This window comes from Mesobacillus jeotgali (assembly GCF_014856545.2).
Taxonomy (GTDB): domain Bacteria; phylum Bacillota; class Bacilli; order Bacillales; family Cytobacillaceae; genus Mesobacillus.
This window is the reverse complement of the sequence record NZ_CP109811.1, coordinates 831,602-848,474: the sequence shown is the minus strand read 5'-3', so window position 1 is coordinate 848,474 and position 16,873 is coordinate 831,602. Positions and strand designations below refer to the sequence as shown.

At 43.0% G+C, this 16,873-nt stretch carries 19 protein-coding genes and 1 riboswitch; of the genes, 4 read left to right on the top strand and 15 right to left on the bottom strand.

From position 1 onward, the window contains the following. Nucleotides 1-11: 11 nt before the first annotated feature. From gnd to FOF60_RS04245, 5 genes are all read right to left on the bottom strand, one after another. A complete protein-coding gene (gene gnd, locus FOF60_RS04265) occupies nt 12-914 on the bottom strand; it encodes a phosphogluconate dehydrogenase (NAD(+)-dependent, decarboxylating) (protein ID WP_192469895.1) in 903 nt (300 codons plus the stop codon). A 145-nt stretch (nt 915-1,059) separates the two neighbouring features. Continuing rightward, nucleotides 1,060-1,920: a MurR/RpiR family transcriptional regulator gene (locus tag FOF60_RS04260; RefSeq protein WP_192469616.1), complete on the bottom strand. Its 861-nt coding sequence runs from the start codon at nt 1,918-1,920 to the stop codon at nt 1,060-1,062. Between the two features lie 183 nt (nt 1,921-2,103). Beyond that, a complete protein-coding gene (map, locus tag FOF60_RS04255) occupies nt 2,104-2,853 on the bottom strand; it encodes a type I methionyl aminopeptidase (RefSeq protein WP_192469617.1) in 750 nt (249 codons plus the stop codon). Between the two features lie 464 nt (nt 2,854-3,317). Next, on the bottom strand, nt 3,318-4,592 hold the full coding sequence (ltrA, locus tag FOF60_RS04250) for a group II intron reverse transcriptase/maturase (RefSeq protein WP_264647641.1): 1,275 nt from the start codon (nt 4,590-4,592) through the stop codon (nt 3,318-3,320). A 577-nt stretch (nt 4,593-5,169) separates the two neighbouring features. After that, a complete protein-coding gene (locus FOF60_RS04245) occupies nt 5,170-5,688 on the bottom strand; it encodes a type 1 glutamine amidotransferase domain-containing protein (protein WP_192469618.1) in 519 nt (172 codons plus the stop codon). Between the two features lie 201 nt (nt 5,689-5,889). Here FOF60_RS04245 and FOF60_RS04240 point away from each other — a divergent pair, with 201 nt between their 5' ends. Next, entirely contained in the window at nt 5,890-6,165 is a 276-nt protein-coding gene (locus tag FOF60_RS04240; RefSeq protein WP_225649759.1) for a late competence development ComFB family protein, read from the top strand. A 118-nt stretch (nt 6,166-6,283) separates the two neighbouring features. On the opposite strand, the gene treR is transcribed toward FOF60_RS04240, so the two are convergent. Continuing rightward, nucleotides 6,284-7,009: a trehalose operon repressor gene (treR, locus tag FOF60_RS04235; protein WP_192469619.1), complete on the bottom strand. Its 726-nt coding sequence runs from the start codon at nt 7,007-7,009 to the stop codon at nt 6,284-6,286. Nucleotides 7,010-7,303: 294 nt separating this feature from the next. Between treR and FOF60_RS04230 the strand changes: the two genes are divergently transcribed. Next, nucleotides 7,304-7,624 carry a helix-turn-helix domain-containing protein gene (locus FOF60_RS04230; protein WP_192469620.1) on the top strand — a complete coding sequence of 107 codons (321 nt, stop codon included), beginning with the start codon at nt 7,304-7,306 and terminating at the stop codon, nt 7,622-7,624. Between the two features lie 101 nt (nt 7,625-7,725). On the opposite strand, the gene FOF60_RS04225 is transcribed toward FOF60_RS04230, so the two are convergent. Both FOF60_RS04225 and FOF60_RS04220 read right to left on the bottom strand, forming a co-directional pair. After that, a complete protein-coding gene (locus tag FOF60_RS04225) occupies nt 7,726-7,854 on the bottom strand; it encodes an anti-repressor SinI family protein (RefSeq protein WP_192469621.1) in 129 nt (42 codons plus the stop codon). 29 nt (nt 7,855-7,883) lie between these two features. After that, nucleotides 7,884-7,969, bottom strand: a riboswitch (cyclic di-GMP riboswitch). Between the two features lie 230 nt (nt 7,970-8,199). Beyond that, entirely contained in the window at nt 8,200-8,388 is a 189-nt protein-coding gene (locus tag FOF60_RS04220; protein WP_192469622.1) for a hypothetical protein, read from the bottom strand. 225 nt (nt 8,389-8,613) lie between these two features. Between FOF60_RS04220 and FOF60_RS04215 the strand changes: the two genes are divergently transcribed. Continuing rightward, nucleotides 8,614-8,943: a helix-turn-helix domain-containing protein gene (locus FOF60_RS04215; RefSeq protein ID WP_192469623.1), complete on the top strand. Its 330-nt coding sequence runs from the start codon at nt 8,614-8,616 to the stop codon at nt 8,941-8,943. A 274-nt stretch (nt 8,944-9,217) separates the two neighbouring features. Next, complete coding sequence (locus tag FOF60_RS04210; protein WP_192469624.1) at nt 9,218-9,850, top strand: nitrous oxide reductase accessory protein NosL; 633 nt, start codon at nt 9,218-9,220, stop codon at nt 9,848-9,850. A gap of 122 nt (nt 9,851-9,972) precedes the next feature. Here the strand turns inward: FOF60_RS04210 and FOF60_RS04205 are convergent, their stop codons facing one another. From FOF60_RS04205 to motA, 7 genes are all read right to left on the bottom strand, one after another. Beyond that, a complete protein-coding gene (locus FOF60_RS04205; protein WP_192469625.1) occupies nt 9,973-10,683 on the bottom strand; it encodes an ABC transporter ATP-binding protein in 711 nt (236 codons plus the stop codon). After that, nucleotides 10,676-11,494: an ABC transporter permease gene (locus tag FOF60_RS04200; protein ID WP_192469626.1), complete on the bottom strand. Its 819-nt coding sequence runs from the start codon at nt 11,492-11,494 to the stop codon at nt 10,676-10,678. The genes FOF60_RS04205 and FOF60_RS04200 overlap by 8 nt, the downstream gene beginning before the upstream one ends. Next, nucleotides 11,491-11,955: a nitrous oxide reductase accessory protein NosL gene (locus tag FOF60_RS04195; protein WP_192469627.1), complete on the bottom strand. Its 465-nt coding sequence runs from the start codon at nt 11,953-11,955 to the stop codon at nt 11,491-11,493. The genes FOF60_RS04200 and FOF60_RS04195 overlap by 4 nt, the downstream gene beginning before the upstream one ends. Continuing rightward, nucleotides 11,952-13,298 (bottom strand): nitrous oxide reductase family maturation protein NosD, encoded by a 1,347-nt coding sequence (gene nosD / locus FOF60_RS04190; protein ID WP_192469628.1) that lies wholly within the window; start codon nt 13,296-13,298, stop codon nt 11,952-11,954. Before nosD ends, FOF60_RS04195 begins: the two co-directional genes overlap by 4 nt. A 631-nt stretch (nt 13,299-13,929) precedes the next feature. After that, complete coding sequence (locus tag FOF60_RS04185) at nt 13,930-15,147, bottom strand: MDR family MFS transporter (protein WP_192469629.1); 1,218 nt, start codon at nt 15,145-15,147, stop codon at nt 13,930-13,932. Between the two features lie 114 nt (nt 15,148-15,261). After that, the gene (motB, locus tag FOF60_RS04180; protein ID WP_192469630.1) at nt 15,262-16,029 is read right to left on the bottom strand and encodes a flagellar motor protein MotB; all 768 of its coding nucleotides are present in this window, start codon (nt 16,027-16,029) and stop codon (nt 15,262-15,264) included. Then, complete coding sequence (gene motA / locus FOF60_RS04175) at nt 16,022-16,816, bottom strand: flagellar motor stator protein MotA (protein WP_192469631.1); 795 nt, start codon at nt 16,814-16,816, stop codon at nt 16,022-16,024. Before motA ends, motB begins: the two co-directional genes overlap by 8 nt. Nucleotides 16,817-16,873 lie beyond the last annotated feature (57 nt).

Below are 16,873 nucleotides of genomic sequence, written 5' to 3'. Positions count from 1 at the left end.
GAACCTGGTTTTTAGTTTTCTTTTCTTTCAACAGCATGCCCGCCAAACTCATTTCTTAGCGCAGCAACTACTTTACCTGTAAAAGTATCTTCTTCCAGAGAGCGATATCTCATCATTAATGACAGTGCGATGACCGGAGCAGCGGTTTGAAGATCGAGTGCAGTTTCGACCGTCCACTTTCCTTCGCCTGATGAATGCATGACACCTTTGATGCTTTCAAGCTTCGGTTCTTTATCGAATGCGTTTTCCATTAACTCCATCAGCCAGCTGCGGATGACGGAACCATGGTTCCATACACGTGAAACTTCCTTATAGTCGTAATCGAATGGGCTTTTTTCAAGAATCTCAAAACCTTCAGCGATTGCCTGCATCATTCCGTACTCGATTCCGTTATGCACCATTTTCAGGAAGTGGCCGCTTCCGACCTTTCCAGTGTAAAGGTAGCCTTTTTCAATCGAAATGTCCTTGAAGATTGGCTCAACATGGGCAAAAACTTCTGCGTCGCCGCCGATCATTGTGCAGGCACCATTGCGCGCGCCTTCCATTCCGCCGCTTGTTCCTACGTCCATAAACTGGATTCCTGAAGCAGAAAGCTTTTCAGCACGCCTTAACGTATCCTTATAGTTTGAGTTACCGCCATCAATCAGGATGTCGCCTTCCTCTAAGTATGGCGTGAACTTCTCGATCACCTGGTCGATCAATTCACCGGCAGGAATCATCAGCCAGATCACGCGCGGCTTTGGCAGCATCTCAGCCATTGTCTTATAATCAGCAGCAATCTCAGCACCTTCTGCTTTGATTTTCTGCATTGCTTCCTCATTTATATCATTCGCCACAACCTCATGGCCATTTTCCATTAAATTCAATACCAAGTTATAACCCATTTTTCCAAGGCCAACCATTCCTAGCTTCACTGTGATGCACTCCTTTTCGTCAGTGCTCTTTTTCGATTGAATTTCCCGACTAATCTCTGTGATTCCGAAAAGAGCTTCGTTATAATCTGATAGTATCAAATATTTTTTCGTATGTATATCTATTTTATGAAAATATTTTTCATCATCAATATCTCTTAATCGATATCGCTTCCCTGATTTTTTGCAGGTTGCCAAGAGTTTGTTCCTGCCTGCGGACAGATACGGCGACGTGAAGCACATCAATCAGGCTTAGCTGAACCAGTCTTGACGACAAGGCTTCAGACCTGAAAAGTGTTTCTCGTGATGTGGTATACAGTACATAGTCCGCTTCTTTCGACAAAAGCGACTTGTAATGGCCTGTGATCGCGATGGTCGCTGCCCCGTTAGCTTTTGCTATCTTCAATGCTTCTATGACATCTCTATTGCTGCCGCTATGCGAAATGCCGATCGCCGCCTGCCCGGGCCCGAGCAGCGCTGCAGAAATAATTTGCTGGTGGCCATCACTGTGGGCATTGCAATGAATGCCTGTCCGGAGAAATTTATGGTAGGCATCAAGCGCAATGGCCGATGACCCTCCTGATCCGTAAAAATCGATTCTCGAGGCTTTGCCAAGAACATCAATGATACTTTCAAGTACTTTGGCATCCAATAGATTCAGCGTTTCCTTCATTGCTTCGATATGCCCCGCGAAAACTTTTTGCGCAAGGGTTACGACCTCATCTTCTTCCTTTATTTCTTCATGGATATTCTTAATCGGTTCCACTAGCTCACTCGCAAGGGCGATTTTGAAAGCTTGATACCCTCTGAATCCAAGCCTTTTGCAAAAGCGGAAAATCGTTGCTTCGGCAACAGAGGCTTGCTCCGCAAATTCGGTGATCGATAGATGGATGATTTCCTGAGTATTATTTAATATATAATCTGCGACCGTTTTTTCCTTTGAGGAAAGAGATGAGTAGATCGCATTTATTTTTACGATGACATTTTGTCCATTCAGTTCACTGGCCATATTTCCGCCCCTTTCTGACCACTTTATTTTACCAAAGAATTTTCATCATTATTTACGGGTAATGAAAATTTTTTTCACAAAAAGATAAAATGATCGGGCCAAACTTTGGTTCAGCCCGATGAAATAGTTAATCTTGTTCTGTTAAAATGACCGGACCAAACTACGATTTAGCCCGAAGCATTTTTAATCCTGTTCTGTCAAAATGACAGGCCCATCCTTCGTGATCGCAATGGTGTGCTCATACTGGGCAGACAGCTTTCCGTCCACTGTTCTTGCTGTCCAGCCATTATCGTCCATCTTTGTTTTCCACTCACCGACATTGACCATCGGCTCGATCGTGAACACCATGCCTTCCTTTAGCCTCGGCCCCTTGCCTGGAAGGCCATAGTGCGGAATATCAGGCTTTTCATGGATCACGGAGCCAATGCCGTGGCCGATGAATTCGCGCACAACAGAAAAGCCTTCACCCTCCACATAGGACTGGATCGCATGGCCGATATCGCCGACCCGGTTGCCTGGTACGGATGCAGCAATGCCACGATATAATGCCTCTTTTGTTACCTCCAGCAGCCTTTGCGATTGTTCGCTGATATTGCCGACTGCATAGCTCCAGGCTGAATCGGCGAGGGCGCCATTCAAGTTGACGACCATGTCGATCGTGACGATATCGCCATCGTTCAACGCCTCTCTCCGAGGAAAGCCATGGCAAACCTCATCATTGATGCTGGCACACGTTGCATATTGATAGTTACGGTAGCCCTTCTGCTGAGGAGTGGCTCCATGCTTTTTCAAGTAATCCTCAACAAACTGGTCGATTTCCCAAGTGGTTATCCCCGGCTTGATGAGTTTGCGCAATTCTTTATGTACGGAAGCGAGCAGCCTGCCCGCTGCCTTCATATTTTCAATCTCACGTGCTGATTTTAAAACAATCATTCCTTCATCTCCCTGATTCATTTCATCTTCTATATTATCTTATACGTATAATTTCGCAAAATGAACCAGTTCATCGATGTGTAAAATGAAAATAGCCTTAGTTTACTGAATAAAGTCATGTGGTACCCACTTTTCTTGGTAAATCAGCCTAAACAAATCTCTGAAATAATCTTTTATAGCGAGTTTCACGTTTTTATAGCGAAAATTTCTTTTTTATAGCGACTTTTTCATTTTTATAGCGAAATTTTAGTTTTTATAGCGAATTGGAAATTCCACGCGTTTTTTCCAGTTTCCAAGTAGAGTAAGAAACTGATTTCAAAGAGGGAGCCTTCCTGGCTTCTTCTTTTACTTTCAGCTCCTCCTCATCAAACCGTACGTGAGGTTTTCCCTCATACGGCTTTCCGACGTTCTTCTTTCTTTGGCAGTACGTACTGGTCTAACTCGCCAATTTCACTAATATATGTTCAACTTCTTTCCTTACATCTTTCAGGTTCCCGTGCTTCTTGGGATTGTTCTTCTTTTTTGTTGTAAAACAAGACCAATCTCTCAAGAACATACCAGTCAATGCGATTCAGCCATTTCTTTCCTTGCGGTGAAAGTTGGTAATAGTTCTTGAACCCTTGTAACTTCCTGTTCAAGCCTTTGACCAAGTCACAGATATCCAAGTAAAGTTTGTTTCTCGGTTCCGTGTATGCTTTTATTTTCGCTCGCATTTTCTTCAGGGCATTCCTTTTCGGTATGTGGTTCATGACATAGAACGTGTTGCCGCCTTTACGGCGGATAGGGAATTTTCGATTATGGAAGCCAAGGAAATCGAATCCGTCTGTGTCATTCCAAATATTGACCAGTCTGGATTTATCCCGATTGATGGTCAAATCCAGCTTCCCCATGATCGCCTGGATGACTCGGATGGTTTCCATTGCTTGTTTCTTCGTTTTACACATGATGACGAAGTCGTCCGCATACCGGATCAATTCTCCGAGTTCTCCAAATCTCTCCTGCCATAATTTATCCATGACATTTAAATAGATATTGGCGAGTAATGGAGAGATGACACCACCTTGAGGGGTTCCTGTTGTCGGATTCCTGATGTTTCCTTCCTCCATGATGCCGGCTTCCAGCCATTTGCGAATCAGTTTCAATACCCTTCTGTCACTTATGCGTTGTTCCAGAAGTTTCATCAGTTTTCCTTGATTGATATTGTCGAAGTACCCTTGGATATCGACGTCGACTACCCAAAAGCAGTTCTTACTCGCTTTCCTGATTTTCGCCATGGCTTGATGGGCATTCTTTTTCGGACGGAATCCAAATGAGCAGTCATGGAAATCAGCCTCGAATATCGGTTCAATGACCATTTTCGTTGCCGTCTGGACTACCCGGTCTTTAATTGTTGGAATTCCCAGTGGACGCTGTTTTCCGTCTTCCTTCGGAATAAAGGTACGGAGCACCGGACTAGGATGGTAACGTTTCTCTTTCAGTTCAAGGAAGATTTCATTCATGAACTTCCTTTCCCCGTAATCCAGGACGATTTGTTCAATCGTCTGTCCGTCGACACCGCCACTTCCTTTCTTCCGTTTCACATTCTGCCATGCTTCCCATAAGATGTCAGGCCGATGAATCTTGTCATATAGTGCGTGAAATCTTCGAGATGAACTTTCCTTAGCACAAAGATATAACGTCTTCCAGAGTTCTTGAGCTTTATCATTATTGGTGTAGTTAGCCATTTTCCTGGCATTCACTGACTCTTACCTCCTTTGGACATATGAACGAAGTAGGGTACTGGCATTCGCCGTCCTTCCCTAGACAATGTTGTGTTGTCATTGTCATCATTGGTACTATGACCCCTTCCGACTCCCTCTCATCCCTTCACCACTTCGTTTTCACTTATAGGTTTCAGCTTTACTTTCATAAGAAAGTGACGAGGAGGGTATCCCCAGTTCCGTTAATTACTTTCCTGACATGTCGCTCCCCTTACCCCGAGAGATTCTTCGGTGTTGTTTCCAAGTTCCTCACACCTTCCATGGTCTTCGCCTACTACATCAAGGCTCGACATCTCTTTGGCTGCCCGAGAGCAGGTTCTTTTGACGAGACGGCAGGATTCACTTTATGTTACAACCTGTCAGGTCGCTCGCACTCCGCGGAGGGAGTTACTTTGTCACAGGGCTTCAACCTTAGGATTTCTCCACCAGCTGCCTGTCAGCTACTGAGCGTCTTGGCACTTACTCAGATTGGACTTTCACCAACTAGCAATTAACGGCTTACCTGGGCACGCACGCAGTAAAAAACCCTTCTGCTTCAGCAAAAGGGTTCTTAATATTATCTTTCCAGCACTTTTAGTGCTTCGCGATTGAACGCCGGGATATCCTTCGGCTCCCTGCTTGTTACCAGCTGATTGCAGCATACGACGACTTCTTTATCCATGTATTTCGCTCCGGCATATTCCATGTCGACGCGGATGGACTTGTAGCCTGTCGCGCCTCTGCCTTCGAGTGTCTTGGCTGTCAACAGCAGCTGAGGTCCATGGCAGATCGCGAAGACTGGCTTCTTCTCATCCATGAAGTACTTGGCGAATTCCACGAATCGCTCATCCTCACGCAGCTGGTCCGGAGAGAAGCCGCCAGGAATGAATAATGCATCGAAATCTTCCGGCTTGACGTTGTCAATGCTCTCGTCAATCTTGACCTCGGCTTTACCCTGCTTGCCTTTTACGGTCTTCCCTTTTTCTTTTTCGATTGTTACAACTTCATGCCCTGCTTCGGTAAAAGCTCGTGAAGGCTCAAGATATTCTACATCTTCAAATAAATCTGTTATTACACAGGCAATTTTTTTACCCATAGTTTCAACATCTCCTTTTTAAAAATTCTCCACTATCTAAAATTCCCTGTCCTCCAACTATGAAACATCCAGCTGTATTTCCATTTTTTTATATAATTCAGTGTAATTCGACCTATCTTATAGCAAAGATAAAAAAAAGATTTTATATTTCTGTCATTCAACTATAATTTAACTTAGGACATCAATAGGGAGAGAGGCATCATGAAATTTAGTTATATCAATGTAATGGAAGAGGTCGTTTCGACTCTTGTCAATGTGCTGATGATGAGCCCGGATTACCAGACTTTCTGCAATTGCCAGAAATGCCGGAACGATATCATCGCCATCAGCCTGAACACTCTTCCAAGTCACTATGTCACTACAGAAGACGGCCGGAAGATGGTCTATGAACAGCTTAATACCCAGGAAAACAGGACCTGGATCAATAAGAGAATCATAAGCGCCATCCATCTTGTCGGGAAGTACCCGAAACATTAATCAGAAGAATGCATGGAGCAGGGAACGCCTCTAAGTGAAATATCTATTTTCTTTACTAAAAATAAAAGCTGCCATTTGATTGCCTGGTTAATCCGGCATCAATGGCAGCTTCTTTTTTTCATAGAGTCTGTGTATCCATCCGTCTGGCAAAATCAACGAACCGGAACTTGTCGGGACGGTGCCTTGATTCTGTATATTGGAACAGGGTCGCGTCATCAAAATAAATATAGTTTTTCACGATGACGATTGCATGAAATCCTTCCATATCAAGAAGCTTCCGGTCTTCCCCACTGGGTTCCTCCACCGTGAATTCTTTCTTCGCAAAGCTGATTTTCTTCTCAAGCTGACCTTCAATGTACTCAAATATCGAGTTTTCGCATTTCTCGCTCGACAGTCCTGGCACATGCCTTTCTACGAGATAATCCTTATCGAGAATCACTCGTTCTTCATCAATATGCCGGACTCTTTTTACCTTCCAAACCTTTTCATCATCAGCTATATTCAATTCCCTGGCAATTTCCCGGCCTGCGAGCTCGAGAGTGAATTCTTCCACAGTCGTTTTCGCTTTTCCGCCCATGTTCTTCGCCAGTTCTTTGAAACTGATTAATCCGGTTATCGGAAACTGATGTCTTTTCAAATCCAGTACAAGCGAACCTTTGCCGCGAATTTTTTGGATGAATCCATTTTGAGCAAGCAGATTCAGTGCTTTGCGGATGGTTTCCCTCGAAGTTTGGTACATATCCGCGAATTCGTTTTCGGATGGCAAAATTGTTTTAGGAGGATAAGCTCCTTCCTGGATCTGTTTCGAAATTTCTTCATAGATCAATAAATACTTTTTCTGCATAAAACATCACCGTACCTTGTCTGATTGCTACCATTTTACCTTTTTTATGTCCGTTTGAATACAATGGACAACTGTGTATGGATTTTTCATAAACAATCCATAAAATGATGTACAACTGACCACTTCAATGGCCGATATAAAAGCAACGAGTTTTTTCCCAACATGTTTTTTAATAAAAGCAGACGAAAAATAGTTTGTGTTTGGTTATAATTGTTCTATAAGTTGTTCTCAATATGGAACTATTTTATCAGATTTGTTATGATATAACTATAAATTGATAAGGTGTGGATAACATTGATCGGTGAACGCGTCAAAAAACTTCGACAAGAGAAAAGAATGTCCCTATCCGAATTGGCAGAACAAGCTGGCGTGGCCAAATCATATTTGAGTTCCCTGGAGCGAAATCTTCAAACAAATCCTTCAATCCAATTTTTAGAAAAGATAGCTGGAGTACTGAATGTACCGGTGGACCATCTCATTCATGAGCAGCCCGATAAAGAGAACATGGATTCAGACTGGGTCAATCTTGTAAAAGATGCAATGGATTCAGGAATCACAAAAGACCAATTCCGTGAGTTCCTGGAATTCAATAAATGGAGACTCAACAATAAATAATTTTAAGGACAGCTTTAATGGCTGTCCTTTTTCATGCAAAAAATAAAAGCACCTCCATAAGAGCTGCTCGATTTCACTTAAACTGTCTATGTATAAATCACTTAGCTATTTTTTGTCTTCATTAAAAATTCCCTGATTTCTTCTTTGTTAATTCCCATTTCTAATGCTTCCATTATAAGCTGCATCCATTCTGTATCCAGTTCTTCGAAAACTACCTGCTCTTTAATCAAGTTCTTCCCCCCAAAATACAGTTAGTATTCCAGGCAGTCCGGCCATCATAGTCGATTGCACCTTAGATCCGTGACTTTGCGTCCTAGTTTTTCAACAAGTTTGCCTTTTTCTGTATCTTTTTACTCACTTCTTAACTCCCAATGTCATTGTACCTTGTTCTATATATTTAACATGTAACTATTTGTCGCCAGCATTAGAAGGTTTTTTTCTTTTTTCTTCCAAACAATTACAAAATCACAGCTAGAAATAGTATTTTTCTGAAAATTACAACCATTTAAACACTATATTTTGTCAAATAATATCTTTAATTGTTGAACTCTTTTTATTTATTTACCCCCATAAACTTATGGGTGGGTAGATTTCTTATACCTTTGCTTTTTCCAGTTTGATAAAATGGCCACTTTTTCAAGGCTGACGGCATTAAAGAAAGGATACCTTGTTAAATCATTTCCGCAAATCGGGCACAGCCACTCCCCAACCTCGCTGCTGCTAAACGAAGGACGATTGCATCGATCACAATTTTTTCTGTACACGGCCATCCAGCCCCCTTTTTTAAGTGACTTGCTGCATTATTCCATTGAAGTATAGTTCATTTGTACCAATTCTGAAAAAGTCTAAAATATGGCTAATTTTCTTAAAAAAGAACAAAAATCGTTCTTTTTTAAGAAAATACTCCGTTTATCTCAGTTTCTTGTATTTTTAAAAGAACTGTTTTGTTCGTTATAATGAATTAATAGTGAATTAAAGGAGCTTCCCATATGAGCGTAGGCGAGAAAATTAAAAGCTTAAGGCTTGAAAAAAAGTATTCTATTAGCGAACTCTCAGAAAAAGCGAATGTGTCCAAATCCTATCTCAGTTACATCGAAAGGGGGATCCAGGGAAACCCCTCTCTACAGGTGCTTTCCAGACTAGCAGACAATCTTGATACAACGGTTGAGTATTTAATGGGACAGCAAATGATACCTGTTGATGAGGAATGGGCTGGACTCGTTGATGAGGCAATAAAAAATGGAATCAGCAAGGAAGACTTTGCTTACTATCTGGATTTCATGAAGTTTAAAAGCATGAATAAACAGGATAAACAGTAAAGCTTTTATATAAATTACAATGCAAGCTCGCTCTTTAGACCATCTATTTTCACATTCATTGTGCTTCAGGAACACAAAAGGATATAGTTTGAACTAATAAAGTACATAATTAGTCGTTCAGCCACTGCAATCTGGCAAACCATATACGATGGTGGAATAATTGTCACAAAATATTCATAAAAACAGTGAGCTTATCACGTTTTCACCATTGATTTTTCGCATTTTAATCACAACTCCTTGATAGGATATAAATCGATCAAAGGAGGAGAATAAAATGAAGAAATTATCTGCTGTCATGATGGCATTCTTTTTAATGATAATTGTTTCTGCCTGCGGAGATGAAGCAGCTGAAAAGGAGCAGAAAGACGGTCAGGAGACTGCGGCAACGGAAGTGAAACACGAGGAGGATGATCATGGAGATGGTCCTCATGAACCCGGCGCTGATGATGTTTGTGCCTTCTGCAATATGAAGGTATACGAGGAAGCTGACCCAATGGGTGTTTTTACAGCTCAGGCCAAAACGAAAGACGGAGAGTATGTATTCTTTGACGACTCCGGATGTCTGTTGAATATCACACGGCGTGATGATGTCGAATTTGAAGAAAAGTGGGTACGCGATTACATTACATCTGAATGGATCGATGCCAATTCCTCGATTCCTGTGAAAGCAGATCTGAAAACACCTATGAAATATGGCTATGCTTTCTTCAAGGATAATGAAAGCGCCGAGAAATTCATTTCAGAAAACAACGGCAAGAATCCCGCAATGGCATCATGGGAACAGATTGACCAAATCTCTAAAGAACGCTACATGAAAAAAATGAAGATGAACAGCGATAGCATGGATATGGATAAGGATCAGGAAAATGATATGGATGGCGAAGGCGAAGAGGAAAGCGGCCATTAAGTTAGTGGAGTCTCGAAAGGCCATGAACACTTTAATAAATCCCGGTGCCGAAATCAGCGCCGGGATTTTTTTGCATTGCATGTAGGATCGATTTTCACTCGAACTCCGGAAACAATCAAGAATTAATGAAAGAAGACTTTTTCAAGCGGCGTATAGACACCGTTATTTTCTACAAGTGATGTTACTGAATCACAATACTGCAGCTGCCCCTCCTGCATGAACGCAGCCCTGTCTGCCAATTCCTCAACGAGACTAAGGATGTGAGTAGTAAAAAGAATCGTCCTGCCCTGCTTTTTCTCTTCCAGGATAATTTCCTTGAAGCGGAACACCCACAATGGATCCAGCCCATTGGTAGGTTCATCAAGGATCCGAAGAGGGACATCCGGCAATAGCGCTTGCGCCAGTGAGAGACGTTGCTGCATTCCTTTAGAGTATTGTTTAATCTGCATATTTCGTACTTCAAATAACCCAACCTGCTTAAGAGCTTCCATAACTTTTTCATCAGTTATTCCTCTTAACCTTGCAAAAAAGGTCAAAATCTCCAAACCTGTCAGCTGGCGGGGAAAGAGCATTTCATCCGGCATATAGGAAAATAATTTTTTGAATCCTTGTTTTTGCGGGTCGATTACCTTACCGTCCATCAGAATTTTTCCGGCAGTTGGTTTCATCATCCCTGTAAGCATCTTAATCAACGTACTCTTGCCCGCGCCGTTTCCGCCGCATAACGCAAAGACTTCAGGCTTGTTGATGGTCAAGTTAATGTCGGTAATCTTTTTCGTCTCACTATAATGTTTTGCCAGTCCTTCAATCCTGATCCATTCGCTGCTATTCATCACTAACCCCCCGTTTCGTCCTGTACACTGTGTATAGGACAGGCAGTACCGTCCAGAGCAAAACGGCAAGTACAAACAACGTTTTCCCAATCCATCCATCTGCCCAGATAGTTAGATCATATAAGCGCGGACCGAATACTGATGCTCCGTCCAGCGACAAAATTGACTGGACACGGATCAACTCCACCGGATTCAGAAAGATGGACACAGTCAGCATTGTCAGCAGCCATTGCTTCATCAAGAACATGCTTAATCCCATAATGATAAATTCATAGAAAAGCACAAGGAAAGCCCAGACAATCAGGCTTATCCCCAGTGCCTGGAATCGCGTTTTAGCGATTATGCCAATCATCATTGCCAGCGACAGGAAGATAGCCGCGAGCAGGATTGAATATAGATAAAATAATATCAGCAAGGAAACAGAGACTCCTCCGCCGGCGAAGAAAATGACGAGCAAGGCTGCACCATATCCAAACGTCAAAACAGACCAGACGGAAACGAATAGTCCTGCATACTTTCCAAGGATAACCGACCACGGCGAGATCGGATAGGTCAGCAGCAGTAGCAGCCCACGGTCTTCCTTTTCGCCTGACAGAAACAGGCTGCCGATCAGCAAAGACAGCAAGGGAATCAGCAGTAAGTTGATATTCAGCAAGCTGGCCGTCATCCGGTTAAAACCATCAAATCCAGTCCCGCCGGTATTGCCTAGGAACGCGACCATCACAGCCAGGGATGAGAACAATAAGCCAAAGCCGGCAAGCCAATGGCTTCTCATCATCAAGGTCATTTGCTGCCTCGCGATGTACCTCATTGCTCCCAACTCCACTCATGATTCTCTAATGACTCATAATCCAGCACTTCGCCCATTCCCTGTTCATTAACATAGTTTTCAGCGCTCTCTTTATCCTTGAAACTGACAACACCATTCGCCATTGGCGTCCAGAAATCAGGGTGGTACGCATGGAAGGCTTCTTCAAGCTCGACCCATTCCCCTGTGTCCACATCACGCACATATTTTTTTGAAGCATTTTCTTCCTTGAGATGTGCCTCCATCTCCATGAATTCATCCATACATCCTATATCATCAAATTTATACACTTCCCCATCAGCAGTGACGACCTCAGTAGCATAGTGCTCATGTGCAAGACCCATATTGCACACCTCACACACATCAATTTCCGGGTTGATTTCCTCCGGTTCCATCGTGCTGTTATTGCAGCCCGATATTACCGCTGCTGACATTATCAATAAAACTCCAAGCTTTTTGATCATCGCAGTTTCCTTCCTTTCACAATGACAAGTATCGAGAACAAAATAAACAATATGCCTATAATTCCGGGGATTCCGCGGTCTTTACTGAGCTGTTCGGTTTCCTGAAGCATGATAACTGGTTCGATGAGCGGGCGGGCATCATACACATCTGCTGATCCAAACGATGGAAACAACGCTTCCGCCTTGGTCCACAGCTTGATCGATGGACTTTCAAAAAAGAATTGCCAGTAAGGCTGTTTGCGCAAAAGGCGATCGTACAGAGACCCTGCCTTGTATGCTTCTTCTCCCACACCATCACCTGAAAGGTCAAAACTGCTGTAGTCATCCCAGTAATTTCCCTTCACTCCATCATCGAGCCTCATATCTTCCCCTGATATCTTTGATTGGACGACATTTCCAATAAAATTGTTTTTGGAAAAAGTGTTATTTTCATTCTTTCCCATGAATTCAAGGCCAACTTGATTGGCGGCAATCTGATTCCTGTTGATCAGGGTATCGACCCCATATTCCAGGGACAGTCCTGTGCTGTTCCGAAGTATTTCATTGCCCTCAACGAGGACCTCTTTTGTTTCATAAATCAGGATTCCATAGCCGCGGAAGTGAAAGTGGTCGGTCACCTTGTTTTCAATAAAATCAATGCGTGCTGAGTCCATCACCATGAGGCCGGTCACATTTTTTTCTACATGGTTTCTTTCCGCCAGTATGCCTTCACTGAACATAAAATGCATGCCATAGCGGGATTCACTGATGTGATTCCCTTGCAGCTTGATGCCTTTCGTAAAATCAAAATAAATTCCATCCTGAACCTTGGCAATTTCATTCTCTTTCAGCAAATGGCCCTCTCCCTTAAACATATGGATTCCGTTCCCACGCTCAGAGAAATGAGATTCATTGCTTGCAATGCGATTGCCAAGCAGCTTGTTTTCATTGCTGTTCGCTATATAAATTCCATTCTGGACATTTTTCAATGTATTGTTCTTGATCACATTATGATGGGCTTTTTTAATGAAGATCCCGCTGTCTTCCTGACCAGTACCGCCATTCTGGATCGTGAGTCCTTCAAGAACCACATTTGAAGCTGTGACGATGATGACATTTCCTTTTCCGCCGCCATCAATTATCGCTCCTTCTTCTCCTTTTATGGTGATTTCCTTATCGATCATCACATTTTCTTTATATACTCCAGGAGAGACCAGGATGGTATCCCCATTTCCAGCATCTTCGACGGCACTCTGGATCGATCGGCCGCTCTCCACTCTGAACTCTTCGGCAAAGGCATTAACAGGGACGAGCAAAAGAAGCAAAAAGATATAGATTGCAAATGGCTTTTTCAGCCTCCACATACAGCTGCCTCCTCCCGGCATTATTCTCTTTTTAAAACTAGCAAATAAATGTGATGAAACCTTGAAATATTTGTTGGGAATCGTTGAAGTTAAAAATGAGAATTATAGTGAAAATAGAAGTTAACTCGGTAGAATTGCGAAGTTTTCAGAATAATCAAAAGTAAATGTGTCTATTCTGTGACAAATGCAATATAATGTTATTAATATGTAAACCTTTTTAAGGTTAAGGGAGGACTTGGACATGACTATTGTTCATATTTTAAACTTCTCCATTCCGATTGCTATGATGCTCGTGATCGGTGTCGGTATCGATAAAATGTGCCAGCCGGATACACCGGAACAGGAAGCCGAATGACGGCGGCTTTTTTACAGAAAGATGGTAATTAAGACATACAATTACCATTTCGCTATAAAAAAGAATTTTTCGCTATAATATTGAAAAATTCGCTATAAAATGGAGTTTTTCGCTATATAAATAAAAAAGTCGCTATATAAATTAAATTTTCGATATATAAAGGTTCCCCCGCTAAAAAAACTGCCCTTTCAACCTAACTTTTCGAGGCACTAATGCCTGATATACAGCGAGACTGCAAAAAAAAGGCAAGATTCCACAAGGAATCTTGCTTTTTTATCATCCTTTAACGACTGTTGCAGCTGTTTTCACAAATATCTTGTTCCCCTGATTGAAAAAGATGATACTACCGAGTACTGCAAGGGCGATGAACGAGAATAAAACAGTTCCTCCTGCTTCATTCAATAAATATCCTCCCGCAATCGGACCGAGAAAATGGCCGATTCTCCGGAACTGAGCTGCCCCGAAATAGGTTCCCCGAAGTTCATCTGTTGCGAGCTGGTCGACAAGATAGCTGCTAGAGGGGAAGATCAAGATTTCCCCTATTGTGATGAAGACGATTGCCAGTATGCCAGTATACCAACCCGTTACAAACCCGAATGCCAGCATGCCCGCCGACAGGAAGACTGCTCCTGCCATCATCACCTGCATCGTCTTGAATTTTTCTGCAAAGTGGCTGATCGGCATCTGCAGCAACACGACCATAATTGCATTGATGGACAACATCACGGAATAAACGAATACTCCGTTCGCAATCGAAGACTCAAGATATTGAGGAACATTCGATTCCATCTGGGAGTATCCAAAGTTAATGATGATGGTTCCTAATATTAAATACCTTAACGCCTTATCTTTGCTAATGATCTTCAGGGAGCTGGCAATCGTGACTTTAGAGGCCATTTCACCTGCCGGATTTCCCAGCTGGTATTTTTTCATCATCAGCGCCAGAATCAGTACATAGATGAAATACATGATCCCTGTCACCATGAAAGCTGATTTAGCTGAAACCACTGCAAGATAGGCACCGAGCAGCGGACCGACCGATGCTCCGATATTGATCGCTGTATACCTTAGAGAGAAGGCTCTCATTCGCTTGCTCTTTTCCGTCAAATCGGCAATCAGCGCCTGGCTCGTTGGTTCGAAAAATGACCCGCTCAAACCATTCAATGCATTAAGGATAATGAACCAGCCTGGTGTATCAGCAACCATGAAGCCAAAATAGACTAGCGACATTGAAAACAAGGAACCTATCATGACTGGCTTGCGGCCGTATCTGTCTGATAATTGGCCGCCCAGAAAGCCGCCAATTACACCTGATAACGGACTGATACCAATCGTGATCCCGATCAAAACAGGGTGCAAATCAAGATTCCTTGAAAGGTAGATAGCAAGGAACGGCAGTGTAGCAAACGCTGAACCTCTTGCGAGAACAGTCCCGCTCAGCAGCACCCAGACAATCGGGTGGAATTGCCGGTAATAGTTATTAAGTTTATTCATCTCTTTTTACCTCGTAAATTTGGATTCCTAAATCATAGCAAATATCCAAATTTATGAAAATACCTTTTGAAAAATAAAAACCGCCGCCAAGTAACATGGCAGCGGTTGTTCGTCTTATTGTCCCGGATTATTGCTAGTCCGCGGAAGGATTAAAATTTCTACCCGTCTGTTCCTTGCTTTGCCTTCGACAGTATCATTCGTGGCGACTGGCTGGAACTCACCGAAACCCTTGGCGCTGAACCAGCGTGGGTCAAGCTGTTCATTTTTCAAAATGATCTTCATGAATTCGACAGCACGCATGACGCTGAGTTCCCAGTTCGATTCATATCTGGCTGTCCTGATTGGTACATTATCCGTGTGACCACTGATAATGATATTGCGCGGAGGCTCCATGACCAGCAAGTCCGCGATTTCGTTGGCGATATTTATGTCGGTAGTACGGACCTCTGCCCGTCCCGATTCAAACAGGACATTGTCACGGATCGTCAGCAGCAGTCCCTCATCTGTCAGCTTCGTATCCAATTTATCTGTCAGCCTTTTCTCTTTTATATAAGAGTTGACCTTCTGCTGGATGGCCAGAAGCTCCATTTGATCCTTGGCGATTTCATCCTGATCATTCTTTTCGACATCTTCCTTGCGCACGTCCGGCGATTCCATCTGACCTTCAGGCATCGGACTCTGGAACTCGAATACCCCTGTCCCCCCGGCGAATACATCGTTGAATGCCTTTGATAGCTGCTGGAATTTGACGGCATCAACCGAGCTCATCGCAAACAAAACGATGAATAGTGCCAGAAGGAGGGTGAGCAAATCCGCATACGGAATCAGCCAGGACTCGTCCATATGCTCTTCGTGATGTTTCTTCTTCCTTTTCCTACTCATCCTTCGCCACGCCGCTTTCCTCAAGGATCAGTTTCCGTTCGCCTGCTGGCAAATAAGAAGCAAGTTTTTGTTCAATCACTCTTGGTGCTTCCCCTTCAAGGATTGAGAGGATTCCCTCTATCATCATGTATTTTACTTGTGCTTCTTGCTTTGATTTTCTCTTCAATTTATTGGCAAATGGATGCCATAAAACATAACCAGTGAAAATCCCCAATAATGTTGCAACGAAAGCTGCACTGATCGCTTTACCTAACTCATCTGTATTGTCCATATGACTCAGCGCTGCAATCAAACCAACTACCGCACCAAGAACACCCAGTGTCGGGGCATATGTGCCAGCCTGGGTAAAAATAGCCGCTCCTGAAAGGTGGCGTTCCTCCATCGCTTCCACTTCTTCTGTTAATACGTCCCTGATATAATCAGCGCTCTGGCCGTCTACCGCAAGCGAAAGTCCATTCTTGAGAAATTCATCATCAATTTCACTTGTTTTCGCTTCTAGTGCAAGCAAACCTTCTTTCCGTGCCAGCTGAGCCCATTCAGAAAATAAACGAATCAAGGATGGTAAGTCGGCACTTTCCTGTTCCTTGAATAAGATCTTGAAAAGCTTGGGCACTTTCTTCAACTCTTTTGCAGGAAAAGCAATTGTCACCGCTGCGACAGTACCCACTATTATAATTAAGATCGCTGCTGGATTGGCAAGCGCGCTCACACTTACGCCTTTAAACACCATCCCGACTCCTACCGCAATGATCGCTAATATGACACCAATGATCGACGACTTATCCATGTACGACTCCCCTGTCTGCTTTACTTCTATTTGTGTCTTTAGATTTTAACTTCATAA